Origin of the sequence: Streptomyces sp. NPDC093568, from assembly GCF_044764945.1 — a bacterium.
Classification (GTDB): Bacteria; Actinomycetota; Actinomycetes; order Streptomycetales; family Streptomycetaceae; genus Streptomyces.
Genome location: NZ_JBIWJD010000002.1, coordinates 84,799 through 108,154, shown reverse-complemented (window position 1 = coordinate 108,154; position 23,356 = coordinate 84,799). Strand labels below are relative to the sequence as shown.

22 protein-coding genes and 1 riboswitch are annotated in these 23,356 nt (G+C 71.7%); of the genes, 11 read left to right on the top strand and 11 right to left on the bottom strand.

Annotated features, from left to right (window positions below):
- Window positions 1-128: 128 nt before the first annotated feature.
- A complete protein-coding gene (locus ACIRD7_RS10000; protein WP_403451941.1) occupies window positions 129-1,169 on the top strand; it encodes a winged helix-turn-helix domain-containing protein in 1,041 nt (346 codons plus the stop codon).
- Between the two features lie 111 nt (window positions 1,170-1,280).
- Here ACIRD7_RS10000 and ACIRD7_RS09995 read toward each other — a convergent pair whose 3' ends face one another.
- Window positions 1,281-2,450 (bottom strand): steroid 3-ketoacyl-CoA thiolase, encoded by a 1,170-nt coding sequence (locus tag ACIRD7_RS09995; protein WP_403451939.1) that lies wholly within the window; start codon window positions 2,448-2,450, stop codon window positions 1,281-1,283.
- A gap of 191 nt (window positions 2,451-2,641) precedes the next feature.
- Between ACIRD7_RS09995 and ACIRD7_RS09990 the strand changes: the two genes are divergently transcribed.
- Window positions 2,642-3,877, top strand: a complete 1,236-nt coding sequence (locus ACIRD7_RS09990) for a cytochrome P450 (RefSeq protein WP_403453051.1) — start codon at window positions 2,642-2,644, stop codon at window positions 3,875-3,877.
- Between the two features lie 174 nt (window positions 3,878-4,051).
- Here ACIRD7_RS09990 and ACIRD7_RS09985 read toward each other — a convergent pair whose 3' ends face one another.
- The 6 genes from ACIRD7_RS09985 to ACIRD7_RS09960 form a co-directional block, all read right to left on the bottom strand.
- Complete coding sequence (locus ACIRD7_RS09985) at window positions 4,052-4,465, bottom strand: transglycosylase SLT domain-containing protein (RefSeq protein WP_403451937.1); 414 nt, start codon at window positions 4,463-4,465, stop codon at window positions 4,052-4,054.
- 335 nt (window positions 4,466-4,800) lie between these two features.
- Window positions 4,801-5,658 carry an ECF transporter S component gene (locus tag ACIRD7_RS09980; RefSeq protein ID WP_403451935.1) on the bottom strand — a complete coding sequence of 286 codons (858 nt, stop codon included), beginning with the start codon at window positions 5,656-5,658 and terminating at the stop codon, window positions 4,801-4,803.
- Window positions 5,655-7,355, bottom strand: coding sequence for an ABC transporter ATP-binding protein (locus ACIRD7_RS09975; RefSeq protein ID WP_403451933.1), 1,701 nt, complete (start codon window positions 7,353-7,355; stop codon window positions 5,655-5,657). Before ACIRD7_RS09975 ends, ACIRD7_RS09980 begins: the two co-directional genes overlap by 4 nt.
- Entirely contained in the window at window positions 7,352-8,482 is a 1,131-nt protein-coding gene (locus ACIRD7_RS09970) for an energy-coupling factor transporter transmembrane component T (protein ID WP_403453050.1), read from the bottom strand. The genes ACIRD7_RS09975 and ACIRD7_RS09970 overlap by 4 nt, the downstream gene beginning before the upstream one ends.
- A gap of 23 nt (window positions 8,483-8,505) precedes the next feature.
- Window positions 8,506-9,159: an SCO2322 family protein gene (locus tag ACIRD7_RS09965; RefSeq protein WP_403451932.1), complete on the bottom strand. Its 654-nt coding sequence runs from the start codon at window positions 9,157-9,159 to the stop codon at window positions 8,506-8,508.
- Window positions 9,156-10,379 carry a prenyltransferase/squalene oxidase repeat-containing protein gene (locus ACIRD7_RS09960; protein ID WP_403451930.1) on the bottom strand — a complete coding sequence of 408 codons (1,224 nt, stop codon included), beginning with the start codon at window positions 10,377-10,379 and terminating at the stop codon, window positions 9,156-9,158. Before ACIRD7_RS09960 ends, ACIRD7_RS09965 begins: the two co-directional genes overlap by 4 nt.
- A gap of 117 nt (window positions 10,380-10,496) precedes the next feature.
- A riboswitch (cobalamin riboswitch) is annotated at window positions 10,497-10,628 on the bottom strand.
- A 50-nt stretch (window positions 10,629-10,678) separates the two neighbouring features.
- Between ACIRD7_RS09960 and ACIRD7_RS09955 the strand changes: the two genes are divergently transcribed.
- Entirely contained in the window at window positions 10,679-11,332 is a 654-nt protein-coding gene (locus tag ACIRD7_RS09955) for a phosphotransferase (RefSeq protein WP_403451929.1), read from the top strand.
- Here the strand turns inward: ACIRD7_RS09955 and ACIRD7_RS09950 are convergent.
- Together ACIRD7_RS09950 and ACIRD7_RS09945 are read right to left on the bottom strand one after the other, a co-directional pair.
- Window positions 11,322-11,774 (bottom strand): nuclear transport factor 2 family protein, encoded by a 453-nt coding sequence (locus ACIRD7_RS09950; protein ID WP_403451928.1) that lies wholly within the window; start codon window positions 11,772-11,774, stop codon window positions 11,322-11,324. The genes ACIRD7_RS09955 and ACIRD7_RS09950 overlap by 11 nt on opposite strands.
- A gap of 18 nt (window positions 11,775-11,792) precedes the next feature.
- Entirely contained in the window at window positions 11,793-12,818 is a 1,026-nt protein-coding gene (locus ACIRD7_RS09945; protein WP_403451926.1) for an MBL fold metallo-hydrolase, read from the bottom strand.
- 182 nt (window positions 12,819-13,000) lie between these two features.
- On the opposite strand from ACIRD7_RS09945, the gene ACIRD7_RS09940 reads away from it, so the two are divergent.
- Both ACIRD7_RS09940 and ACIRD7_RS09935 read left to right on the top strand, forming a co-directional pair.
- Window positions 13,001-14,458 carry an aldehyde dehydrogenase gene (locus ACIRD7_RS09940; protein ID WP_403451924.1) on the top strand — a complete coding sequence of 486 codons (1,458 nt, stop codon included), beginning with the start codon at window positions 13,001-13,003 and terminating at the stop codon, window positions 14,456-14,458.
- A gap of 3 nt (window positions 14,459-14,461) precedes the next feature.
- Window positions 14,462-14,695 (top strand): ferredoxin, encoded by a 234-nt coding sequence (locus ACIRD7_RS09935; RefSeq protein ID WP_403451922.1) that lies wholly within the window; start codon window positions 14,462-14,464, stop codon window positions 14,693-14,695.
- Window positions 14,696-14,938: 243 nt separating this feature from the next.
- Here the strand turns inward: ACIRD7_RS09935 and ACIRD7_RS09930 are convergent, their stop codons facing one another.
- Window positions 14,939-15,559 (bottom strand): TetR family transcriptional regulator, encoded by a 621-nt coding sequence (locus ACIRD7_RS09930; RefSeq protein WP_403451920.1) that lies wholly within the window; start codon window positions 15,557-15,559, stop codon window positions 14,939-14,941.
- Between the two features lie 210 nt (window positions 15,560-15,769).
- Here ACIRD7_RS09930 and ACIRD7_RS09925 point away from each other — a divergent pair, with 210 nt between their 5' ends.
- From ACIRD7_RS09925 to ACIRD7_RS09915, 3 genes are all read left to right on the top strand, one after another.
- Complete coding sequence (locus ACIRD7_RS09925) at window positions 15,770-17,275, top strand: glycosyltransferase family 4 protein (RefSeq protein ID WP_403451919.1); 1,506 nt, start codon at window positions 15,770-15,772, stop codon at window positions 17,273-17,275.
- A gap of 106 nt (window positions 17,276-17,381) precedes the next feature.
- Window positions 17,382-18,131 (top strand): class I SAM-dependent methyltransferase, encoded by a 750-nt coding sequence (locus ACIRD7_RS09920; protein ID WP_403451917.1) that lies wholly within the window; start codon window positions 17,382-17,384, stop codon window positions 18,129-18,131.
- Complete coding sequence (locus ACIRD7_RS09915; RefSeq protein WP_403451915.1) at window positions 18,128-19,198, top strand: prenyltransferase/squalene oxidase repeat-containing protein; 1,071 nt, start codon at window positions 18,128-18,130, stop codon at window positions 19,196-19,198. Before ACIRD7_RS09920 ends, ACIRD7_RS09915 begins: the two co-directional genes overlap by 4 nt.
- A 42-nt stretch (window positions 19,199-19,240) precedes the next feature.
- Here the strand turns inward: ACIRD7_RS09915 and ACIRD7_RS09910 are convergent, their stop codons facing one another.
- Window positions 19,241-19,534, bottom strand: a complete 294-nt coding sequence (locus tag ACIRD7_RS09910; protein WP_403451914.1) for a hypothetical protein — start codon at window positions 19,532-19,534, stop codon at window positions 19,241-19,243.
- Window positions 19,535-19,682: 148 nt separating this feature from the next.
- Between ACIRD7_RS09910 and ACIRD7_RS09905 the strand changes: the two genes are divergently transcribed.
- From ACIRD7_RS09905 to ACIRD7_RS09895, 3 genes are read left to right on the top strand one after another with little or no spacing between them, the layout of a single operon-like run.
- On the top strand, window positions 19,683-21,020 hold the full coding sequence (locus ACIRD7_RS09905) for a hypothetical protein (protein ID WP_403451912.1): 1,338 nt from the start codon (window positions 19,683-19,685) through the stop codon (window positions 21,018-21,020).
- Window positions 21,017-22,585 (top strand): substrate-binding domain-containing protein, encoded by a 1,569-nt coding sequence (locus tag ACIRD7_RS09900; protein ID WP_403451910.1) that lies wholly within the window; start codon window positions 21,017-21,019, stop codon window positions 22,583-22,585. Before ACIRD7_RS09905 ends, ACIRD7_RS09900 begins: the two co-directional genes overlap by 4 nt.
- A complete protein-coding gene (locus tag ACIRD7_RS09895) occupies window positions 22,572-23,351 on the top strand; it encodes a hypothetical protein (RefSeq protein ID WP_403451909.1) in 780 nt (259 codons plus the stop codon). Before ACIRD7_RS09900 ends, ACIRD7_RS09895 begins: the two co-directional genes overlap by 14 nt.
- Window positions 23,352-23,356 lie beyond the last annotated feature (5 nt).

The following is a 23,356-nucleotide window of genomic DNA, read 5'->3' as shown; positions in this document are numbered from 1 at the left end:
CACGCGCGGCCGTCCGGCCGGCCCCGACCAGGCCGGCTGCTCCGCCGGTCCTGACCAGGCCGACGGTGTGCGGGGCATCAACTATGGGGGGTTGAGTGATTTCGGTTCGCCTGACTGCCGACGCGCTGATGGACACGACGTTCACGGTTTCCCCGCTCGCCCAGATCGGACTCCTGCTCGGCTTCGGGATGACGGCCGTCGGCGGTGGTGGACCCGAGCTGCGGGCATGGGCGCCGGACGGGATTCCGGCGAGCCGTGACACACCCCTGCTCATGGCGTTGCGGAACGAACAGCGGGACTACGTACCGGGATTCATGCTCGCGCACGCGGACGACGGGGGGTCGCCGGAGGAAGAGCTGCACCGGGTGGCCTCGACGCCGAGCCGTGCCGTCGCCCGCCAGATGGGCGCGTTCGTGGAGACTTTACGGGCCGCGGGCCGGTCGCAGTCCGCCGACGCCCGCAGGATCACGGACGCCCTGGAGGCCGGGGAGCGGGCGTTCGCGCAGCGGATCGCCCGGGAGATGAGCCGGTTCTGGTCGGCGCACATGGCGTCCCGCTGGAACGCGATGCGCAGTCTCATGGAGGAGGACATCCTGCGCCGCGCCGCCCGTACGGCGGAGCACGGGCTGGCCGCCACGATCAGCTCCCTCCACTCGGCCTTCTCCTGCGACTCCGGCGCGCTGCGCATACACAACGCACGCGAGTGGAGCGTGTTCGAGTACAAGCGGCTCGTGCTGCACCCCTCGCCGATGGCGGGCACGTGGCTCCTGCACCACGACCCGTGGGGCGAGGCCGGCACGCATCTCACGTACCCGGTGAGATCCGGCGCCGAGGGCGATCCTCCGGCGGAGAACCCCGCGGCGACGGACTCGCTCGGCCTCGTCATCGGCCAGGCCCGTCTGGTGCTGCTGTCGGACCTGGGGAGCCCCCGCATCACGACAGAGCTCGCCGAGCGGCACCACATGAGCGCGTCGACGGTGTCGTACCACCTGATCCGACTGCACCGAGTGGGGCTGCTCAACCGGACGCGCGACGGCAACAGGGTGTTCTACCAGCGGACGCCGGAAGCCGACCGGCTCGTCGCCCATCAGCGGGAGGGCCACTCCCGCCCGCGGTCGGACCACGCCGTCCTGCCGCCCTCTCCGCGCTGTCTCACACCCCTCCTCTGAACCCCGCCGATGCGACGACGCCGGTCGCCGTCCGCGAGGCCGGGAACCCGGCGGGACCGATCCGCACCCTCGACCCCGCCGCGTCCACCACCTGCGTGAACCGGGCGCCGGCTACAGCCGCTGAAGGATCGTGCCGGTGGCGAGTCCGCCGCCCGCGCACATCGTCACCAGCGCGAACTCCTTGTCCGCGCGCTCCAGTTCATGCAGCGCGGTCGTGATCAGGCGGGCCCCGGTGGCCCCCACCGGGTGCCCGAGCGCGATCGCGCCGCCGTTCACGTTCACCTTCTCCAGGTCCTGCTCGAAGACCTGCGCCCAGCTCAGCACCACGGACGCGAACGCCTCGTTGATCTCGACCAGGTCGATGTCCTTCAGGGACATCCCGGCCTTCCCCAGCACCGCCTTCGTCGCGTCGATCGGCCCGTCGAGGTGGAAGTGCGGGTCGGAACCCACCAGCGTCTGCGCCACGATCCGCGCCCTCGGCCTCAGCTTCAGCGCCCGCGCCATCCGCTTCGACGCCCACATGACGGCCGCCGCGCCGTCGCTGATCTGCGAGGAGTTCCCGGCCGTGTGCACGGCCGTCGGCATGACGGACTTCAGTCCCGCCAGCGCCTCCATGGACGTGTCACGCAGGCCCTCGTCGCGGTCGACGAGCCGCCACATGCCCTGCCCGGCCTGCTGCTCGTCCTCGGTCGTCGGGACCTGGACGGCGAACGTCTCCCGCTTGAAGCGCTCCTCGGCCCAGGCGGTGGCCGCACGCTCCTGCGAGAGCAGGCCGAGTGAGTCGACGCGCTCGCGGGACAGGCCCCGGTGGCGGGCGATCCGCTCCGCCGCCTCGAACTGGTTGGGCAGGTCGACGTTCCACTCGTCCGGGAAGGGCTTGCCCGGCCCGTGCTTGGACCCCGACCCCAGCGGCACCCGGGACATGGCCTCCACGCCGCAGCTGATCCCGACGTCGATGACGCCGGCCGCGATCAGGTTGGCCGTCATGTGCGAGGCCTGCTGGGAGGACCCGCACTGGCAGTCGACCGTCGTCGCCGCCGTCTCGTAGGGCAGGCCCATGGTCAGCCAGGCCGTGCGCGCGGGGTTCATGGACTGTTCGCCGGCGTGGGTGACCGTGCCGCCGACGATCTGCTCGACGCAGTCGGCGGGGATGCCGGTGCGGCCCAGGAGTTCGCGGTAGGTCTCGCCCAGGAGGTAAGCGGGGTGGAGGTTGGCGAGCGCGCCGCCGCGCTTGCCGATCGGGGTGCGTACGGCTTCGACGATCACGGGTTCGGCAGCCATGGGTGCGGGTCCTCTCCGAGGGCTCTGCGGAACTAGTACGCGTTCTAGTTCTGTCTGCAGTTTGCTTACGGAGGGCGAGTGGTCGCAAGGTCCGTGCGGGCAATTGAGGGCTCCACGGCTATTGCTAGTTGTAGAACCCGTTACTACCGTCACTGCGACCCTCGTAGCTGATGGACCGTCAGGAGCTGCCCATGCCCTGCCCCGCGCTTCCCGACGGGTTCGACTTCACCGACCCCGATGTGCTGAACCACCGCGTACCCCTCCCGGAGTTCGCCGAGCTGCGCCGGGCCGAACCGGTCCGCTGGATCCCGCAGGCGGGCAATGTGGCCGGATTCCAGGACGAGGGCTACTGGGCGGTGACCCGGCACGCCGACGTCAAGTACGTGTCGACGCATCCGGAGTTGTTCTCGTCCTCCCTCAACACCGCGATCATCCGCTTCAACGAGCACATCGAGCGGGACGCCATCGACGCGCAGCGGCTGATCCTGCTGAACATGGACCCGCCCGAGCACACCCGGGTCCGGCAGATCGTGCAGCGCGTCTTCACCCCGCGCGCCATCCGCGCCCTGGAGGAACGCCTGCGGACCCGGGCGCGCACGATCGCCGCGACCGCCCGCGCCCGCTCCGGCCCCTTCGACTTCGTCACCGAGGTCGCCTGCGAACTGCCCCTGCAGGCCATCGCCGAGCTCATCGGCGTCCCGCAGGACGACCGCGACAAGATCTTCGACTGGTCCAACAAGATGATCGCGTACGACGACCCCGAGTACGCCATCACCGAGGAGGTCGGGCAGGAATCGGCCACCGAACTCATCGCGTACGCGATGAACATGGCCGCCGACCGCAAGGAGTGCCCGGCGAAGGACCTCGTCACCACGCTGGTCGCGGCCGAGGACGAAGGCAACCTGCGCTCCGACGAGTTCGGCTTCTTCGTCCTGATGCTGGCCGTGGCGGGCAACGAGACCACCCGCAACGCCATCACCCACGGCATGCACGCCTTCCTCACCCACCCCGAGCAGTGGGAGCTGTACAAGCGGGAGCGCCCCGAGACGGCGGCGGAGGAGATCGTCCGCTGGGCGACCCCGGTGGTCTCCTTCCAGCGAACCGCCACCCAGGACACGGAGTTGGGCGGAAAGCGCATAAAACAGGGAGAGCGGGTAGGCATCTTCTATGCCTCGGCGAATCACGACCCCGAGGTCTTCGAGAACCCGGACACCTTCGACATCACCCGCGACCCCAACCCCCACCTCGGTTTCGGCGGCGGTGGCCCGCACTACTGCCTGGGCAAGTCCCTGGCCGTGCTGGAGATCAACCTCATCTTCAACGCCGTGGCCGACGCGCTGCCGGACCTACGACTGGTCGGCGCCCCCCGACGCCTTCGCTCCGCTTGGATCAACGGCGTGAAGGAACTGCAGGTCAGCACCGGCTGACCCGTCCCGAGGGAGGCAGGAGCACCCCCTATCCCTACGCCCCGTTCCTGCCTCCCCCGCGACGCTTCGACGCGGGTTCCGAAAGGCCACGCCGCCGGGTACGGCGAAGGCGACGACCCCGGGGATCAGGGGGTCGTCGCCTTCGGTTCAGTGGGCCTGGCCGGCTCGGTCGGCTCAGTACCAGCCGTTGGACTGCCAGAAGCCCCAGGCGCCGCACGGGCTGCCGTAACGGTCCTTCATGTAGTCCAGACCCCACTTGATCTGGGTGGCGGGGTTGGTCTTCCAGTCGGAGCCGGCGGAGGCCATCTTGTCGCCCGGCAGCGCCTGGACCAGGCCGTAGGCGCCGGACGAGGCGTTGGTGGCGTTGACGTTCCAGTCGCTCTCGTGGTCGACGATGTTCGAGAAGCACTGGTACTGGGCCGAGTCCGAGATCATCTTCTTCGCGGTCGCCTGCGCCGAGGAGGCCGGGTTCGTCGCGGCGTGCGAGGGTGCGGCGGCGAACAGCGTGCCGGCCGTGGCGGCGGCCAGGGCGACACCGGCGAGGGCCTTCTTCGGGGCGGAGATGCGGCGGAAGGAAACGACGGACACGGGGAGCCTTTCTTCGGGGACAGTGCGCCGCGGGCATGTCGGAACCACGCGGTGCGCGGCGGGGGCATGCGTCGGCGCCGCGGCCCTGTGGGCACGTCGGCGCCGTGCGACGTCGTCCAGAGAAGCAGCCCGGCAGGGTGTCCGCAATGAGCCCTTTTGCTAGTTGTGGTCGTATGTGGCGCGGGAGTCGTCCGTGTGACGTGGCTCTCAATGTGCAGGTCGGAGGGTATATGGACGCGTACATGACATCCGATTTATCCGACTAAGGGGGATCGTAGGTGATGTGGGTCATGTGGGGTGCTTCACCGCGGGAGTAACGGTCCGCGCGCGGCCTCTCACCGTGTGGGTGCGTCGAATGTGACCGGGCTCTCGAAGGCCGCCCGGCGGGTGGCCCGGCGCAGCGCCTTGAGGATCGCCGGGCCGAGCGTGAGCGTCAGCGCGACGGTGACCAGCGCCCGGCCGAGGTCCCAGCCGAGGGACGTGGCCAGGCAGTACGCGACGAAGCGGGCCAGGTTGCCGAGCGGCCCGGCCTCGGGGTCCGGGGCGATGTTCGAGCCGTCCCGCATCAGATAGGGCCAGCCCTGCATGTTCATCACCGTGCCGTAGGCGAAGGCGGCCAGGAAGCCGTAGCCGGCCAGCAGGATCCGCTCCGCACGGCCGCGCAGCCGGTCCGCCCCGGGCAGCAGCCCCGCGCCCATCGTGAACCAGCCCATCGACAGCATCTGGAACGGCATCCACGGCCCCACCCCACCGGTGAGCAGCGCGGACGCGAACATCGTCACGGCACCGAGGACGAACCCGAAGCCCGGCCCCAGGACCCGGCCGCTGAGCACCATCAGGAAGAACATCGGCTCGATCCCGGCCGTCCCCGCCCCGAGCGGACGCAGCGCGGCACCGGTCGCCGCGAGCACGCCCAGCATCGCCACCGCCTTCGGGCCGAGCCCGGACTCGGAGATCGTCGCCGCGACGATGGCGACGAGCAGCACCAGCAGGCCGGTGAAGAGCCAGGGGGCGTCCTGGGCGTGCGCGCTGACCTCGGAGGCGGGCGGGGCGAGGAAGGGCCAGGTGAGGGCGGCGACGCCGACGGCGCTGACCAGGGCGAGGGCGGTGATGGAGCGGGGGCCGAGGGGGACCGGGCGGGACTGGGGCTGGGGGCGGGCCTCGGACCGGGCTCGCAGGCGGGGGGCGGTCATGACAGGGCCTTTCGCACCTGCGCGACCGTGAGCCACTGCTGCGGGGCGAGGATCTTGGTGACCTGGGGGGCGAAGGACGGGGAGGAGACCACGACGTCCGCGGTCGGGCCGTCGGCGATCACCTCGCCCTCGGCCAGCAGGATCACCCGGTGCGCCAGCTCGGCGGCCAGCTCCACGTCGTGCGTGGCCAGCACGATCGCGTGCCCCTCGGCCGCCAGATCGCGCAGCAGGGAGACGAGGCGGGCCTTCGCGGCGTAGTCGAGTCCGCGGGTCGGTTCGTCGAGAAGGAGGAGCGGCGGGCGGGCGGTCAGGACGACGGCCAGGGCGAGCGTCAGCCGCTGGCCCTCGGAGAGGTCACGGGGGTGGGTGTCGTCCGCGATGTCCGGCAGCAGCTCGGAGACGAGGGCACGGCAGGTGCCGGGGGCGGCGCCCGCGTCGGTGTCGGCGGCCGCGCACTCGGCTTCGACCGTGTCGGCGTAGAGGAGGTCGCGGGGTTCCTGCGGGACCAGGCCGACCCGGCGTACGAGGTCGCGGGGCGGGGTGCGGTGCGGGACGGCTCCGCCGACGTGCACCTGGCCGGCGGACGGTTCGACGAGGCCGACGAGGGTGTTGAGGAGGGTGGACTTGCCGGCGCCGTTGCGGCCCATGAGGGCGACGGTCTCGCCGGGGGTGACGGTGAGGTCGATGTGGTGCAGGGCGCGGATGTGGTCGCGGGTGACGGTGAGGCCCTGCACTTCGGCGGCATGGGGGGACTGCGGGACGAAGGTGGGCTTGCGGCGGAACCAGCGGAGGGGGGTGGGGGGTGCGGATTCGTGGCGGGTGCGGGTTGTCCGTGGCTGGTCGCGCAGTTCCCCGCGCCCCTGAAGGGCGATGCCGTCCCGGTTCTCAAGTTGTTGCCGCAGGTCCGCCGCTCGGCGGCGGGCGTCGCGGACCGTCAGTGGCAGCGGGGACCACTCCGCCAGGCGGCCGAGGGCCACGACCGGCGGGTACACCGGCGACACGGCCATGATCTCCGCCGGTGTGCCGATGACCGGGGCCGTGCCGGGGGAGGGCATCAGGACGATCCGGTCGGCGTACTGGACCACGCGCTCCAGGCGGTGCTCGGCCATCAGGACCGTCGTGCCGAGGTCGTGGACCAGGCGCTGCAGCACGGCGAGGACCTCCTCCGCGGCGGCCGGGTCCAGGGCCGAGGTCGGCTCGTCCAGGACCAGCACGCCGGGGTGCGGGGTGAGCACCGAGCCGATCGCGACCCGCTGCCGCTGGCCGCCGGAGAGGGTGGAGATGGAGCGGTCGCGCAGGTCGGCGAGGCCGAGCAGGTCGAGGGTCTCCTCGACACGGCGGCGCATCACCTCCGGGGCGAGGCCCAGCGACTCCATGCCGTAGGCGAGTTCGTCCTCGACCGTGTCCGTGACGAAGTGGGAGAGCGGATCCTGGCCCACCGTGCCGACCACGTCCGCGAGTTCGCGCGGCTTGTGGGTGCGGGTGTCGCGGCCCGCCACCGTGACCCGGCCGCGCAGGGTGCCGCCGGTGAAGTGCGGGACCAGCCCGCTCACCGCGCCGAGCACGGTGGACTTGCCGACCCCCGACGGTCCGACGAGCAGGACCAGCTCGCCCTCCGGGACCTCGAAGTCCACGCCTTGGACGGTGGGTTCTACGGCACCGTCGTACGTCACGGAGACGTTCTCGAAGCGGATCACGACGTCTCCTTGCGGGCGGCGGGACTGCGGTGTGCGGGGCTGACGAAGGCCGGGAGCAGGCCGATGAGCACGGCCGCCGCGGGCCACAGCGGGAGGGTGGGGGCGACGAGGGGGACCAGGCCGGGGTGCAGCGCCGCCGGGTCGCGGTCGGCGGCCAGGGCCAGCAGGGCGGCGACCGCCGCGCCGGAACCGGCGACCAGCCAGGCCCGGGCGTCCCAGCGGTCCGGGCGGTACCGGGTCCGCGGCGAACGGCGTCCGCCCAGCCGCAGGCCCGCGAGCGCGGCGGCGAGTCCGGCGAGGAGGACCGGCAGGCCGTACGTCCCGCCCTCGGCGGTCAGCAGGCCGTACGTTCCGGCGCAGACGCCCAGCAGACCGCCGAGGGTGAGGGCGGCGGTCGTACGGCGTACTCGGGGCGGGACGTCGGCGGTACGGCCGTAACCGCGCGCGTCCATCGCGGCGGCGAGGGCGACCGAGCGCTCCAACGCGCCCTCCAGGACCGGGAGTCCGACCTGCAGGAGGCCGCGCACACCGGTGTCGGGGCGGCCGCGCAGCCGGCGGGCGGCGCGCAGGCGCTGGACGTCGGCGATGAGGTGGGGGGCGTAGGTGAGCGCGACGACCACGGCCACGCCCATCTCGTAGAGCGCGCCGGGGAGGGACTTGAGGAGGCGGGCCGGGTTGGCGAGGGAGTTCGCCGCGCCCACACAGATGAGGAGCGCGGCCAGCCGCAGGCCGTCGTAGAGGGCGAAGAGCAGTGTCTCGGCGGTGACCCGGCCGCCCAGGCGGATGCCCTGGGCCCACTCCGGGAGCGGCACTTCGGGGAGCGTGACGATCACATGGGTGCCGGGGATGGGGGAGCCGAGGGCCACGGCGAAGACGAGGCGGATGACGATGACGACCAGGGCGAGCTTGACGAAGGCGGCGTAGGAGCGGGCCCAGGGGGCGTCCGGGCGGCAGGTCGCCACGACGTAGGCGGACGTCGCTGTGAGCAGGGCGAGGAGGAGAGGGTTGGTGGTGCGGGTGGCGGCGGTACCGAGCGCGAGGGACCAGAGCCACCAGGCGCCGGGGTGGAGGGCCGAGTGGCGCCGGCGGTGGGTGGGGTCGGGCTGGGCGGCGGGCCTGCCGGCCATCAAGGCCGCCGCCGTCTTGCCTGTCATCGAGGCCGCCGCCGTCGTGCCTGCCACATCGCCGCAGCTGCCAGTACGGCCACCACGGCGGCGCCGGCGGCCGGCCCCAGTCCCGCGCCGCCGTTCGAGTCGTCGTCCTTACCGGCCGTGCGGTCGGTGGGCTTCGGCTTCCCGCTGTCGCCCGACACCGGCTCCCCGCAGCCCCTCTGCGGATACCCGGCGATGGCGCACAGCAGGGCGTTGGTGTCGTACCGCAGCGGCTTGGCCACGGCCGCCAGGGCCTCCGCGGTGGAGGCGTCGGGAGCCACGCGCGCGCACGCGGTACGCCGGTTTGGCGGCGCCTCACCCGACGGGGCGTCGGCCGCCGTACCGAAGTCGAGGACCAGCGCCACCCGCTTCTTGCCGTCCTGCGCGGGCGTACGCGCGCAGATCACCGCGAACTCGGCCGCGCCCCTCGGCTGTGCCGCGTCCTTGGAGTCCTCGCTCACCACGAAGCGGAAGCCCTGGACGTCGCCGTCGGACGGGCGGGTGATCGACGGCCCCTGGGTGGCGTAGACCCAGGAGCCGCCGTCGCGGTCCCAGAAGGACCAGTAGCGGTAGCCGGTCGCCTGGGCGGCCGGGGCCGCGCCGGTCAGCACGACCAGCGCGGCCAGGAGCGGGGCGAGGACGCGGCGGATCACGCCTGCGGGCCCTTCTTGCGGCCGCTCAGCAGGAAGCCGATGCCGATACCGACGACGAGGAAGATGCCGACGTACCACCACACACCGAAGGGGCTGTCGCCCTTGTCGTCCTTGGTGTCCTTCTCCTGCTTGGCCGTCGCCTCCGCGGAGGTCTGCGGTGCCGGGCCGGTCGCGTTGAGCTGCTTGACCAGGTCGGCGCCGCCGAAGTCGCGGGGGTCGGCGCCGGTGGCGTGGGCGGCGAAGATCAGCTGGGCGTAGGCGGCCGGCCCGCTCTGGGCGGCCCACCGCGCGGAGTTCCGCTCCAGCCAGCGCAGGGGCTCGCGGGCGGCGTCGGCACCGGAGCGCGCGGCGAGGGCGACGACCGCGTCCGCGGTGTTGCCGTAGTCGGGCTGGTCCTCGGCGCCGGGGAGCGCGGACTTCAGGTGGCCGTCCTTGGAGAGGGCCTTGGTGAGGTAGGCGGCGCCGTTGGCGGCGGCCTGCTGCGGGGAGGAGCCGTCGGCGCAGGTCGCCTCCGCCGGCTTGCCGGGGCTCACCACGAGGCCCTTGCCGAGCGCGCCGACGACGCCTGCGGCCGTCGCGTCGGCGTTGGCGGCGAGGGCGCCCTTCTTGTCCGGCTGGAAGGCGAAGGCTCCGGCACCTTCGCCCTTGCAAGGCAGGGCCAGCCCGATGAGCGCGTCGTACGGGGACTTCCCGCCCTTGACGGCCTCCGCGGGCTTCTCGCCCGCGGCGGCCAGCGCGCCGACCACGACCGACGTCGAGTTCGCGTCGGTGGCCCCGCCCGCCATGTAGCCCCAGCCGCCGTCCTTGTTCTGGACCGACTTCAGCCAGGACACCGCCTTGTCGGCGGCGGTGTCGTGCCCGCCGAGCGCGGCAAGTGCCTGGACGGCGGCGGCCGTGTTGTTGGTGTCGACCAGGGTCTTGGCACCGCAGTCCGCGCTCGTGTCGGCGCGGTAGGGCGCGAAGGCCCCGTTGGCGCACTGCTGCCCGAGCAGCCAGTCCACCGCCCCCTTCGCCGGCTTCACGCCCACGGTGTCCTGCGCGAGCAGCGCGAGGGACTGGCGCCAGACGCCGTCGTACGTGGGGTCGGAGTCGCCGTACAGCTCGGCGGGGAACGCCTTCGACGGCGACGCGGAGGGGGTCGGGTCGGCGGCTACGGCGGGCGCGGCCGCGCCGATCACGACAGTGGCGGCCAGGGCCGCTGCGCTGCGGCGGACGTACATGATCGGCGGGTGCCCTTCCCTAGGGGAAACCGGGCAGCACAGGGAAAACCCCCGGCGGCTCGGCTCCGTATACCTCGACGGTGCCGCGCTCCGGCAGGCTGCCGGGGCACGTGAGCCGGTCACTGTCCCGTACGCGGCGATCCGGCTCACCGGCCCTTCGACGACCGGATTACGGTTGCGGGTCAGCGCCGGATTTGCACCGGCTTTCCCCCGTACGGGTGTGATGACGACGCGGTCACTCTACCGGCCCGTAGGAAAGCGGCTGAGGGGAGGCTGTGGACGGGGGTAGCTTCGGCCGTATGGGGATCACGGGGAGGACCGGACGGCTGCTCGGTTCGGGGCGCGCGTCCGATGTGTACGAGATCGACGAGGCGTGGGTGCTGCGCCGCGACCGGGAGGGCTACGCCGACGGCCTCGCCGAGGGCGCCCTGATGGAACGCCTGCGCGCCCACGGCTACCCGGTGCCCCGGGTACGGCTCGCCGACTCCTCGCGCTCCGACCTGGTCATGCAGCGGCTGTACGGGCCGACGATGCTGGAGGCCCTGGTCGCGGGAGACATCGGCCCGCGCGAGTCCGGGGAGCTGCTGGCCCGCCTCCTGCGGCAGTTGCACGCCGTCCCCGGCCGGGTGGTCCACCTGGACCTCCACCCGGAGAACGTGCTGCTCACGCCCGACGGCCCCTACGTCATCGACTGGGCCAACGCGGAGGTGGGCGACCCGGGCCTGGACTGGGGCATGTCCGCGGTGATCCTCGCGCAGGTGGCCTTGGCGGACGAGCGGTACGCCGCCCCCGCCCGCGCGATGATCACCGCCCTCCTCACCGACCCCTCCGCCCTCACCCGGGACGGCCTGACCGAGGCCCTGCGCCGCCGGGCCGCCAATCCCACGATGACCGTGCGGGAGGTCGAAGTGCTGGGTGGGGCGGAGGAGTTGGTTCAGTCGTTCATGGCCTAGGCGCTCGCGGGGTCGGGCCGCCGAAGGCCAGGTGGAGGACTCGGGCGGAGAGCAGCCAGGTGCCGTCGGCCGACCGGCGGAAGGTGTCCTTGTAGTGCCCCACCTGAACCGGAGGCCCCGGCGGGATCAGGGCGCCCTCGTGGCCGTCGACCCGGTACGTCGTGAAGTACGAGGTCGCCGTCGCGGTGTCGGGGGACGTCACCGTCACGAGAACGTTGGACATCAGGCGACGCGAGAGTCGGTCGGCGGGACGGGATCCGAAGTACCCGCGCAGCGCGTCCCGCCCCTCGACCAGCCGCTCACCCGCCGGCCACTCCCATGTGCCGTCATCCGTGAACAGCTCGGCGACGGAGGCCGGTTCGCCGAGGTCGAGGCGGTGGACGAAGTCGACGACGAGGCGCTCGCAGGCTCGCTCGGCGAGCAGCAGGGCCAAGGGATCCATGGCGCCCATCTTGCCGCGTCACACCGCCACGTACGTCACCGGCTCACTCCCCGCCACCGCCTCCGCCCTCCCGAGCTTCACCAGCCGCCGCAGATGGGCCTCGGCCTCCGCGATCGCGATGTTGCGTGAGCCGTAGGGGATTTGGTCCCACGGCCGGTTCCACTCCATGCGTTCGGCGAGCTGCCAGGGGGTGAGAGGCGTGGCGAGGAGGGTGAGGAGGTCGGTGAGGCGGGTTTCGTGGTGGGTCAGCAACTCGGCGACGCGGGCGGCGGCGTCGGTGAACGTGTGCTGGTGGGCCGGGAGGATCTCGGCGGGGGCGAGGCGGCCGACGCGTTCGAGGGAGGCGAGGTAGTCGCCGAGGGGGTCGGTGACGGTCGTGTCGTCGGGGTCCTCGTACAGGCCGATGTGCGGGGTGATCTCGGGGAGCAGGTGGTCGCCGGAGAACAGGCGGCCGTGGCCGGGGAGCCGGGCCGGGTGGTCCTCCTCCAGGTGCAGGCAGACGTGGCCCGGTGTGTGGCCCGGCGTCCAGATCGCGCGCAGGCGGCGGCCGGGGAGGTCGAGGAGTTCGCCGGGGACGATCTCGCGGTCGGGGGCGGCGGGGGAGAGGCCGGGCAGGGTGCGGCGCCGGGGGGTGCGCAGGGGAGCCACATGGGCCTCAGGGGCGCCGGCCGCCGTGAGCTTGGCCGCCATGTAGGTGAACCAGCGCTCGGGCCGGGTGGTGCGGGTGCGCCGGACGATCGCCGCGTCCGCCGCGTGCATCGCGATCCAGGCGCCGGAGGCCTCGCGCACCTTGCCGGACAGGCCGTGGTGGTCGGGGTGGTGATGGGTGATCACCACGCCGTGGATATCGGCGGGCGCGGTCCCGCAGGCCGCCAGGCCCTCGGTGAGGGTGTCCCAGGAGGCCGGGTCGTCCCAGCCGGTGTCGACGAGCACCGGGCCCCGGTCGGTGTCGACGACGTACACGAGGGTGTGGCCGAGGGGGTTGTCGGGGATGGGGACCTGAATGGACCGGACGCCGCCGCCGTGGTCGTAGATCTGCGCCATGGGCTCCCCAATCGCCGCGACACGTTCCGGCCGACCCGGCCACTATAACTAGAACACGTTCCGATGGGAGCCCGGGTCATCTACGTGCGGTCCGTGGACTCCTCCGAGTGGAACTGGTATCAGTTCCTGTATCCGAGTATCTGATGGATCGTCAGAGTCACGCTCCGGGGAGGCAGTCGGTCATGACCGAGCTCGTGGAACACGGACAGCTGTTCATCGGCGGGGAGTTGACCGACCCCCTCGGCAAGGACGTCATCGAGGTGATATCGCCGCACACGGAAGAGGTCATCGGCCGCGTGCCGCACGCCTCGGCGGCCGACGTCGACCGGGCGGTCGCGGTGGCGCGCAAGGCGTTCGACGAGGGGCCCTGGCCGCGGATGAGCCTCGACGAACGGATCGAGGTCGTCACCCGCATCAAGGACGCGATCGCCGTACGGCACGAGGAGATCGCCCGCGTGATCTCCTCCGAGAACGGCTCCCCGTACTCCTGGAGCGTCCTCGCCCAGGCGCTCGGCGCGATGATGGTGTGGGACTCGGCGATCACGGTCGCGCGGAACTTCACCTACGAGGAGACCAGGGACGGTGTCCTCGGGAAGATCCTCGTGCGGCGCGAGCCGGTCGGGGTCGTGGCGGCCGTCGTCCCCTGGAACGTCCCGCAGTTCGTCGCCGCCGCCAAGCTCGCGCCCGCGCTGCTCACCGGCTGCACGGTGATCCTCAAGCCGTCGCCCGAGTCGCCGCTGGACGCCTATCTCCTCGCCGAGATCGCGAAGGACGCCGGGCTGCCGGAGGGCGTGCTGTCCATCCTCCCGGCCGACCGCGAGGTGAGCGAGTACCTGGTCGGGCACCCCCGGATCGACAAGGTCTCCTTCACCGGCTCGGTGGCCGCCGGCAAGCGCGTCATGGAGGTCGCCGGCCGCAATCTCACGCGCGTCACCCTGGAGTTGGGCGGCAAGTCGGCGGCCGTCGTGCTGCCGGACGCGGACGTCGAGGCGACCGTCGCCGGTGTCGTCCCGGCCGCCTGGATGAACAACGGCCAGGCCTGCGTGGCCCAGACCCGCATCCTGCTCCCGCGCTCCCGCTACGACGAGTTCGCCGAGGCCTTCGCCGCGGCGGCCGGCGCGCTGGTGGTCGGCGACCCGCTGGACCCGGCGACCCAGGTCGGCCCGCTGGTCGCGGAGCGGCAGCGGCGCCGCAACCTCGACTACATCCGGATCGGGCAGGAGGAGGGCGCGAAGATACTGACCGGCGGCGGACGGCCGCAGGGCCTGGAGAAGGGCTGGTACGTCGAGCCGACCCTCTTCGGGGACGTCGACAACTCCATGCGGATCGCCCGCGAGGAGATCTTCGGGCCGGTCATCTGCCTGCTGCCCTACGGCGACGAGTCCGAGGCCGTGAAGATCGCGAACGACTCCGATTACGGCCTGAGCGGCAGCGTCTGGACGGCCGACACCGCGCACGGCATCGACATCGCCCGCCAGGTCCGTACCGGCACCTACTCGGTGAACACCTTCAGCCTGGACATGCTGGGCCCGTTCGGCGGCTACAAGAACTCCGGCCTGGGGAGGGAGTTCGGGCCCGAGGGGTACGGGGAGTACCTGGAGCACAAGATGATCCACCTGCCGGCCGGCTGGGAGGCGTAGGGGATGGGAGACCGCTGGCACGTCGAGGTCGACCGGTCGGTGTGCATCGGCTCGGCCCAGTGCGTCCACCACGCCCCCGACGGCTTCCGCCTCGACACCGGCCGCCAGTCCCACCCGGCCGACCCCGAGACCGACGCCAACGAGCGGATCCTGGCGGCGGCGGAGAGCTGCCCGGTGGAGGCGATCGTGATCACGCTGCTGGGGAGCGGGGAGCCGGTGTTCCCGCCCGAGGAATAGCGCCGGAAAAATTGTTCGCCGAGGGGTTCATTTCCGGGCATTCGTTCTATTCTGGAAGTGGCCTACGGGGCGAGTGAGGGAGTTCGAACCGGAGTAGCCGACTCTGGCAGGAGGCACACGGCTTCCGCCGGGGCCGACGTCGACGGTCCGGGCTGAGAGGCCGGAAGGCAGCTTTTGGGCCGGAAGGCGACCCCCATCACCTGATCCGGACAATGCCGGCGAAGGGAACCCGTCTCGTAGGTCCTACTTGTGCCCCTCCGGGTCCGTCAGGTCGATCAGCCGGCACACCGTCTCGATGTCGATCTTCACCTGGGCGATCGAGGCACGGCCCGACAGCCACGTGATCAGCGCCGAGTGCCAGGTGTGCTCGATGACCCGGACGGCGGAGAGCTGTTCGGGCGTCGGGTTCTCCAGGCCCATCGCGTCCAGGATGATCACCGTGGTCTGCCGGGAGACCTGGTCGACCTCTGGAGAGACGCTGCGGTCGGCGAAGGTCAGCGCGCGGACCATCGCGTCGGCCAGATGCGGCTCGCGCTGCAGGGCACGGAACGCCCGCATCAGGGTCTCCGCGACCCGCTCGGCGGCGGTCGCGCCCTGCGGCGGCTTCTTCCGGAGCGTGCCGTGCATGTGCTCCAACTGGTCCTGCATCGTGGCGACCAGCAGATGCACCTTGGACGGGAAGTAGCGGTACAGCGTGCCGAGCGCCACCTGCGAGGACTCGGCGACCTCCCGCATCTGCACGGCGTCGAAGCCGCCCCGGCTGGCGAGCTGCGCGCTGGCGTGCAGGATGCGTCGGCGGCGGGCCTCCTGGCGCTCGGTGAGAGGCGGTGAGGAGGGGTTCGCGCTACTGACTTCCGCAGGCATGGATCCCGTTCCGTGACAGTCGGTGAGGGTGAGTGACCGGACAGAGCATGCCAGGGCGTCGGCCGTGGCGTGAATCACCTGATCCATCGCTCACAGCGGCGCTACCTGCCGGTAGATTCAGAGCCTCTTGAACGATCAAGTCTGAAACTTGTTCTAGATTAGCGTCCCGGCGTAATCTCGCGGGACAGTGCAGGGAGAAGGGGGTCCTCAGTGACCGCTGGGGCCAGGGAGGCCGGGTCCTCCAAGGGCCTTGCCGCCGGTGGGGGAGAGCGGCCGCTCGACATCGCGCTTCTCACCTATAAAGGGAACCCGTTCTGCGGCGGCCAAGGTGTCTACGTACGGCACCTCTCCCGCGAACTGGCCCGCCTCGGCCACCGCGTCGAGGTCATCGGCTCCCAGCCCTACCCCGTCCTCGACGAGGGTGCCGAGTACGCCGAGCGCCTGACCCTCACCGAGCTCCCCAGCCTCGACCTCTACCGCCAGCCCGACCCCTTCCGCACCCCGAAGCGCGACGAGTACCGCGACTGGATCGACGCGCTGGAGGTCGGGACCATGTGGACCGGCGGCTTCCCCGAGCCGCTGACCTTCTCGCTGCGCGCCCGCCGCCTGCTGCGCGCCCGGCGCGGCGCGTTCGACGTCGTGCACGACAACCAGACGCTGGGATACGGGCTGTTGGGCGACGTGGGCGCGCCCCTCGTCACCACCATCCACCACCCCATCACCGTGGACCGCCAGTTGGAGCTGGACGCGGCACAGGGCTGGAAGCGGCGGATGTCCGTGCGCCGCTGGTACGCCTTCACCCGTATGCAGAAGCGTGTCGCGCGCCGGCTGCCGTCCGTCCTCACCGTCTCCGGCACCTCGCGCCAGGAGATCGTCGACCACCTCGGCGTACGGCAGGACCGCGTCCACGTCGTGCACATCGGCGCGGACACCGACCTGTTCTCGCCGGATCCCTCGGTACGGCGGATCCCGGGCCGGATCGTCACGACCTCCAGCGCCGACGTCCCCCTCAAGGGCCTGGTCTTCCTCGTCGAGGCGCTCGCCAAGGTCCGCACCGAGCACCCCGACGCCCACCTCGTCGTCGTCGGCAAGCGGCCCGAGGAGGGCCCGGTCGCGCAGGCGATGGAGCGCTACGGCCTCGAGGGCGCCGTCGAGTTCGTCAAGGGCATCTCCGACGCCGAGCTCGTCGACCTGGTCCGCTCGGCGCAGGTCGCGTGCGTGCCGTCGCTGTACGAGGGGTTCTCCCTGCCGGCCGCCGAGGCCATGGCCACCGGGACGCCGCTCGTGGCCACGACCGGCGGGGCGATCCCGGAGGTCGCCGGGCGGGACGGCGAGACATGTCTGGCGGTGCCGCCGGGTGACGCGGGCGCGCTGGCCGCAGGGCTGGGCCGGCTGCTGGGCGACGCGGAGCTGCGCGAGCGGCTGGGAGCGGCCGGACGCGAGCGGGTCCTGCGGAACTTCACGTGGGCGAAGGCGGCGGAGGGCACGGTGGCCCGGTACCGCGAGGCGATAGCGCGCGACCAGGATCGAGCGGACGCGGAGACCTCCCGCCGCGCCGCGGCAACTTCCCACGGCCGCCCCGCGGTCCACGCTTCCGGCCGTCCGGCCGCCCCGGACGCGGAGCCGGGCGGGGAAACCGGGACGGGCGAGCCCGCGAGAGCCACCGAGGCCGCGAAGGCCGGCGACGGCGCCCGGATGACCGAGGTCGCTCCATGACCGCCGCATCCACCGCCGTACCCACCACCGTCCGCCCTCGCCCCGTCCGCCCTCGCCCCGTCCGCCCTCGCCCCGCCCACCCTTCCGACCGCGAAAGCAGGCCTACGTGCTGACCGTCGACTTCTCCCGGTTCCCGCTCGCCCCGGGCGACCGTGTCCTGGATCTCGGCTGTGGCGCCGGCCGGCACGCGTTCGAGTGCTACCGGCGCGGCGCCCAGGTCGTGGCCCTGGACCAGAACGGCGAGGAGATCCGCGAGGTCGCCAAGTGGTTCGCGGCGATGAAGGAGGCGGGCGAGGCCCCCGAGGGAGCCACCGCCACCGCCATGGAGGGCGACGCCCTCGCGCTGCCCTTCCCCGACGAGTCCTTCGACGTCGTGATCATCTCCGAGGTCATGGAGCACATCCCGGACGACAAGGGCGTACTCGCCGAGATGGTGCGGGTGCTCAAGCCCGGCGGACGCATCGCCATCACCGTCCCGCGCTACGGGCCCGAGAAGGTCTGCTGGACGCTCTCCGACGCCTACCACGAGGTGGAGGGCGGCCACATCCGCATCTACAAGGCGGACGAGCTGCTCGCGAAGATCCGTGAGGCCGGGCTGAAGCCGTACGGCACCCACCACGCGCACGCCCTGCACTCCCCGTACTGGTGGCTGAAGTGCGCGTTCGGCGTCGACAACGACAAGGCGCTGCCGGTGCGGGCGTACCACAAGCTGCTGGTCTGGGACATCATGAAGAAACCGCTGGCCACCCGGGTCGCCGAACAGGCGCTGAACCCGCTGATCGGCAAGAGCTTCGTGGCGTACGCGACCAAGCCCCACCTGCCCCGCATCTCCGGGACCGAGGCGGCCGCCCAGTGACGACTCCCCGGACAGAACACCTCGTCCTGCCCGGGGTCCTCACCGCCGAGCAGGCCGCCGCGACCGTGGCCGGCATTCTCGCGGTACAGCGGGAGGACGGGGCGATCCCGTGGTTCCGCGGCCACCACCTCGACCCGTGGGACCACGTCGAGGCGGCGATGGCGCTGGACACGGCCGGCGAGCACGAGGCCGCCGAGCGGGCGTACGACTGGCTGGTGACGCATCAGAACAAGGACGGCTCCTGGTACGCGGCCTACGCCGACGGGGCGTTCGACGACGTCACCGACCCCGGCCGCGAGACCAACTTCGTCGCCTACATAGCCGTCGGCGTCTGGCACCACTACCTCTCCACCGGCGACGACACGTTCCTGGACCGCATGTGGCCGGCCGTCTACGCCGCCATCGAGTTCGTCCTGCGGCTCCAGCAGCCGGGCGGGCAGATCGGCTGGCGGCGCGACGACGACGGCACGGCGACCGCGGACGCGCTGCTGACCGGTTCCTCCTCCATCCACCACGCGCTGCGCTGCGCCCTCGCCATCGCCGAGCAGCGCGAAGAGCCGCAGCCCGACTGGGAGTTGGCGGCCGGAGCCCTGCGGCACGCGATACGGCGGCACCCGGAGCGGTTCCTGGACAAGGACCGCTACTCCATGGACTGGTACTACCCGGTGCTGGGCGGGGCGTTGACCGGCGCCGAGGCCAAGTCCCGTATGGAGGAAGGCTGGGACCGGTTCGTCGTTCCCGGGCTCGGGGTGCGGTGCGTCGTGCCGAACCCGTGGGTCACGGGCGGGGAGTCGGCCGAACTCGCCCTAGCGCTCTGGGCGATGGGCGAATCCGACCGGGCGCTGGAGATCCTCCAGTCCATCCAGCATCTGCGGGATCCCGACAGCGGGCTGTACTGGACCGGATTCGTCTTCGAGGACGAGGCCATCTGGCCCCTGGAGCTCACCACCTGGACGGCCGGCTCGCTGCTCCTCGCCGTCGCCGCGCTGGGCGGGCACGAGGCCACGTGCGCGGTGTTCGGCGGGGACCGGCTGCCGCTGGGGCTGGACCCGGACTGCTGCCTCTGAGTTCGGGTGGTTGATACAGCCCCGCGCCCCTTTCGGGGCGCCTCAGTGGCGGTGGACCCGATTGGCGATGGCGTGTCCGACGAACAAGTAGACCAGCGCGGCCAAGCCGTAACCGGCCACCACCCTCGCCCACTCCTCGTCGAACGTGAACAGGTCGTGCGACCATCCCGCCAGCCAGCGGGCCGCGTCGTGGACGAACTGGACGAAGTCGTTGGCGCGGTTGGCGTCAAATAGGTACATAAGGATCCACAGGCCCAGGATGAGGGCCATGACATCGGCGACGACGGCTATGGCCGTGCCGGCCTGATTGGCACCGTTGCGATATCGAGGGGACATGCCCTCCGGGTAGCCCCGTATGCGCGCCTCAAACCGGGGCGTCCGCAGCGCGACCGGGGCACTACGTTCAACCGCCGTTCCCCGTAACGTCGTTCACCGGCCAACACGATCACCGACGATCCTCCTCCCGGAGAGGGCAGGAGAGCCGGTGTCCGAAGCAGACAGACCGCACGCCACGTCCGAAGCCGACCGACCACGCACCGCGCGCGAACCACGCCTGCGCACCCGTGACAGGGACCGCCCCCGCAGACGCTTACCGATCCACGTCCTGATCGCTCTTCCGCTCGCGCTGGCGGGACTGGTCGCCCTGCTCGTCACGGGCGAGGCGCTGCGCCCGTTCGACCGCGTCACCACGATCGAGGCCAGGATGGCCTCCAAGTCCGACTACTTCAAGGACCCCGAGGTACAGCGGCTGCTGCTGAAGCACGGTCTGCGCGTCGACATCCACCGCCTCGGCTCCCGCGGCATCGCCACCCAGTCCCTGAAGGGCATGGACGCGGTCTTCCCGTCCGGCCAGCCCGCCGCCAAACAGATCCTCAACCGGCAGGACCGCTCGGTGCGTTCGGTCCGCCCCTTCGTCACGCCGCTGGTGCTCGGCACCTTCCGGGCCTACGCCGAGACCCTTCAGAAGGCGCGAGTGGCCACGCCGCAGCCGTCCCCCGACGGCGGCAGGACGCTCTACTACGACCTCGACATGCGCAAGTTCATGGACCTGCTCAACGGCACGACCGGCAAGGACGACAAGGCCACCACCGGCGACCAGGACCACGACGGCAACAAGGAACGCGCAGACACCTGGAACGGCATCGGCTTCGACAAGGCCGGCGGCCGCAGCAACAGCGGCCGGGTCCTGGTCCGCACCTCCAGCGTCTGCGAGTCCAACTCCGCCGGCACCTACCTCAGCATCCTCGCCTTCGTCGCGAACGGCGACAGCACCCCCGGCGCCGGCGCGGGCGACAGAGGCACCGCCATGGACCAGGCCCGCGAGATCGCCGGACGGATCCGGCCCCTCATCGACCTCCAGGGCATGTGGGCCGACGAACAGGCCGACAGCTACCTCTCCGACCTCGGCGAGAGCATCGCCCCCATCTCCCTGATCTACGAGCACCAGTACCTGGCCCACCAGATCGAGTTCGAGCGAAAGTACGGCAAGCAGGACACCGACCGCGTGCTGCTCTACCCCACCCCCTACGCCCTCACCGAACCCCAGCTCATCTCCCTCAGCGACAAGGGCGACCGGCTCGTCCGCGTCATCGAGAACGACCCCGAACTGCGCCAGCGGGCCATCGAGTTGGGCTTCCGGGTCCGCTTCTCCGGCGAGGACGGCACCAGCGACCAGCTGAACGAGTACCTGAACTCCCGCGGCATCCAGGTGCCCAGGCCCAACCGCGACGAGACCAAGGTGTACGAACCCGAGCTGGACCTCCTGCAGGAGATCATCAACACCGTGGGCTCCTGCCCGGCGCCCGTCCTGGACGCCCCATGAAGCGATACGCCCGCACCCTCACCGCCTGCCTGACCCTGACCCTGCTCACCGCCCTCACCTCCTGCACCCAGGGGAACGAGGACAGGACCCTGCGGGTCCTCGCCAGCCCCGAACTCGCCGACCTGGAACCCCTGCTGGGCGAACTGAAGGACGACACCGGCGTCCGGCTGGACATGGACTACCGGGCGACGGCCGACCTGTCCGGCGCCCGCAGCCCGTCGTACGACCTGGCCTGGCCCGCCTCCGACCGCTCGTTCCTGCTGCGGCTCCAGGACCGGGGCGAACAGACCGCACGACCGGAATCGACCTCGATCATGCGCTCACCCGTGGTCGTCGGCCTCACCCCGGAAGTCGCCGGCACCCTGCGGGACCGGGCGCCGGACGGACGGCTGTCCTGGGCCGACATCGCGGACGCCGCCGCCGACGGCACCGTACGGTTCGGGATGGCCGACCCCCGCAGCAGCGACACAGGGCGCGCCGCCCTGGTCGGCGTCGCCACCGCGGCCGCCGGCACCGGCAGCGCACTGCGCGAACAGGACGTCTCCTGCGACCGGCTGCGCGGCTTCCGCTCCGGCCAGACCCTCAGCGCCGCCAGCTCACGCGAGCTCCTCGCCACCTACCCGGGCCACCAGGGCGAGGCCAACACGCTCATCGCCCACGAGTCCGAACTGCTCTCGCTCAACGCGAGCGGGAAACTGCGCGAGCCCCTGCGGATCGTCCACCCCGAGGACGGCATGGTGCTTTCCGACTTCCCGCTGCTCCTGCTCGACCCCGGCGAGCGGACCGCCTACCGGAAGGTCGTCGACTGGCTTCTGCGCGACGACGTCCAGCGCAAACTGATGCAGCGCACCTGGCGACGCCCGGTCAACCAGGAAGTCACCCCGTCCGAGCCGCTGCGCGAGCCCGTCGGCAACGCCCTGTCCTTCCCCGACCGGCTGTCCGTCGTGGAACGCCTGGTCGCCGACTACGGCGACCCCGCGAGCCCCACCACCGACCAGGTGGTGTTCCTGCTCGACTTCTCCGGCTCCATGCGCGGCGCACGGATCGCCGGCCTGCGCGCCGCCTTCGCCGGCCTGAGTGGCGCCGACCCCACGTCCACCGGCAAGTTCGCCCGCTTCTACCGGGGCGAGCACCTCACCGTCGTACGGTTCGGCGGCCGGGTCCTCCAGGAGCGCACGGTCACCGTGCGCGACGACGGCGATCTGCGCACCCTCGGCAAGGTCGTCGCCGCGGACTCCTTCGACGCCTCCACCGCCGTCTGGTCGGCCCTCGACCGCGGCTACCGCCTCGCCGCGGCCGCCGTACGCCGCGCCCCCGAACGGCCCGTCGCCGTCGTGCTGATGACGGACGGCGAGAGCAACGCGGGGATCTCCTACGAGGAGTTCCTGCGCCGGTACGAACGTCTCGGCGCGGACGCCCGTGCCGTACCCACCTTCCCCGTGCACTTCGGGGAGGCCGACGCGGCGGCGCTGAAGAAGGCCGCCGAGGCGACCGGCGGCCGCATGGTCGACGCGAACCGTTCCTCGCTGGCCGACGCGTTCAAGGAGATCCGTGGGTGTCATTGACGGTCAGTGGTGGAGCCTGCACTGGCCGGGGATGGTCCTCTGGCTGGCGACGGCGGTCTGCTGCGGCGTAGTGCTGCGGTACGGGGTGGGGCGCCTGGTGAAGGCCTGGCGCAGGCGGAACAGGCCCGGACACGCCGTCTCCGGCAGGTGCTTCTACCTGGACGAGGAGGAGGTCAAGGACGTGGCGGACCTCCTGCACATACCCAGGTCGGACGTGCAGGTCTCGCACGAGGTCAACCTCTCGCGCGGGGCCGGCGTGACCGGCACGGTCGGCGGCGCCGGCGCCAAACTGGAGCAGTCCGGGGGCTCCTCGACGAAGACCGAGCGCAAGGACGTCAACACACCCATGAAGACGATCAGCCTGATCATGGACAGGCTGTGGGAGCAGGACCGGGTGGTCGACGCCGACCTCGTCAAGGAGCGGATCGCCCTCACCGCGGCCCTCGCCGACGAGCTGCGGGACACCGCCGCCACGGACGGTGTGGCACTCACGGACGTCAGAGGCGGAACGTACATCTCGGTCTCCGGCCTCTTCACGGTCCGCAGGGACCGCGACGACTTCGTCCTGCGCGCCCGCTACGGCAGCGGCGAGTCGGCCGCGCGCGTGAGGATCACCTGCGAACACCCCTGGGTCCGCAGGAGGTTCCCGGTCGACAACTACTCCGAGGACGAGAAGTTCCCCGCCACCTGCCTGGGCCTGGTGCGCTCCTGGAACGACAGGACGGCCGAACTCACCCTCGACCCGGTCGCCATCTTCCAGTGGTGAACCAC

Coding starts and splice junctions, on each gene's coding strand:
- ACIRD7_RS10000 (WP_403451941.1), top strand. CDS start 129: ATGGACACGACGTTCACGGTTTCCCCGCTCGCCCAGATCGGACTCCTG.
- ACIRD7_RS09995 (WP_403451939.1), bottom strand. CDS start 2,450: ATGGCTGCCGAACCCGTGATCGTCGAAGCCGTACGCACCCCGATCGGC.
- ACIRD7_RS09990 (WP_403453051.1), top strand. CDS start 2,642: ATGCCCTGCCCCGCGCTTCCCGACGGGTTCGACTTCACCGACCCCGAT.
- ACIRD7_RS09980 (WP_403451935.1), bottom strand. CDS start 5,658: ATGACCGCCCCCCGCCTGCGAGCCCGGTCCGAGGCCCGCCCCCAGCCC.
- ACIRD7_RS09970 (WP_403453050.1), bottom strand. CDS start 8,482: ATGGCCGGCAGGCCCGCCGCCCAGCCCGACCCCACCCACCGCCGGCGC.
- ACIRD7_RS09960 (WP_403451930.1), bottom strand. CDS start 10,379: ATGTACGTCCGCCGCAGCGCAGCGGCCCTGGCCGCCACTGTCGTGATC.
- ACIRD7_RS09955 (WP_403451929.1), top strand. CDS start 10,679: ATGGGGATCACGGGGAGGACCGGACGGCTGCTCGGTTCGGGGCGCGCG.
- ACIRD7_RS09950 (WP_403451928.1), bottom strand. CDS start 11,774: ATGGATCCCTTGGCCCTGCTGCTCGCCGAGCGAGCCTGCGAGCGCCTC.
- ACIRD7_RS09945 (WP_403451926.1), bottom strand. CDS start 12,818: ATGGCGCAGATCTACGACCACGGCGGCGGCGTCCGGTCCATTCAGGTC.
- ACIRD7_RS09940 (WP_403451924.1), top strand. CDS start 13,001: ATGACCGAGCTCGTGGAACACGGACAGCTGTTCATCGGCGGGGAGTTG.
- ACIRD7_RS09935 (WP_403451922.1), top strand. CDS start 14,462: ATGGGAGACCGCTGGCACGTCGAGGTCGACCGGTCGGTGTGCATCGGC.
- ACIRD7_RS09930 (WP_403451920.1), bottom strand. CDS start 15,559: ATGCCTGCGGAAGTCAGTAGCGCGAACCCCTCCTCACCGCCTCTCACC.
- ACIRD7_RS09910 (WP_403451914.1), bottom strand. CDS start 19,534: ATGTCCCCTCGATATCGCAACGGTGCCAATCAGGCCGGCACGGCCATA.
- ACIRD7_RS09900 (WP_403451910.1), top strand. CDS start 21,017: ATGAAGCGATACGCCCGCACCCTCACCGCCTGCCTGACCCTGACCCTG.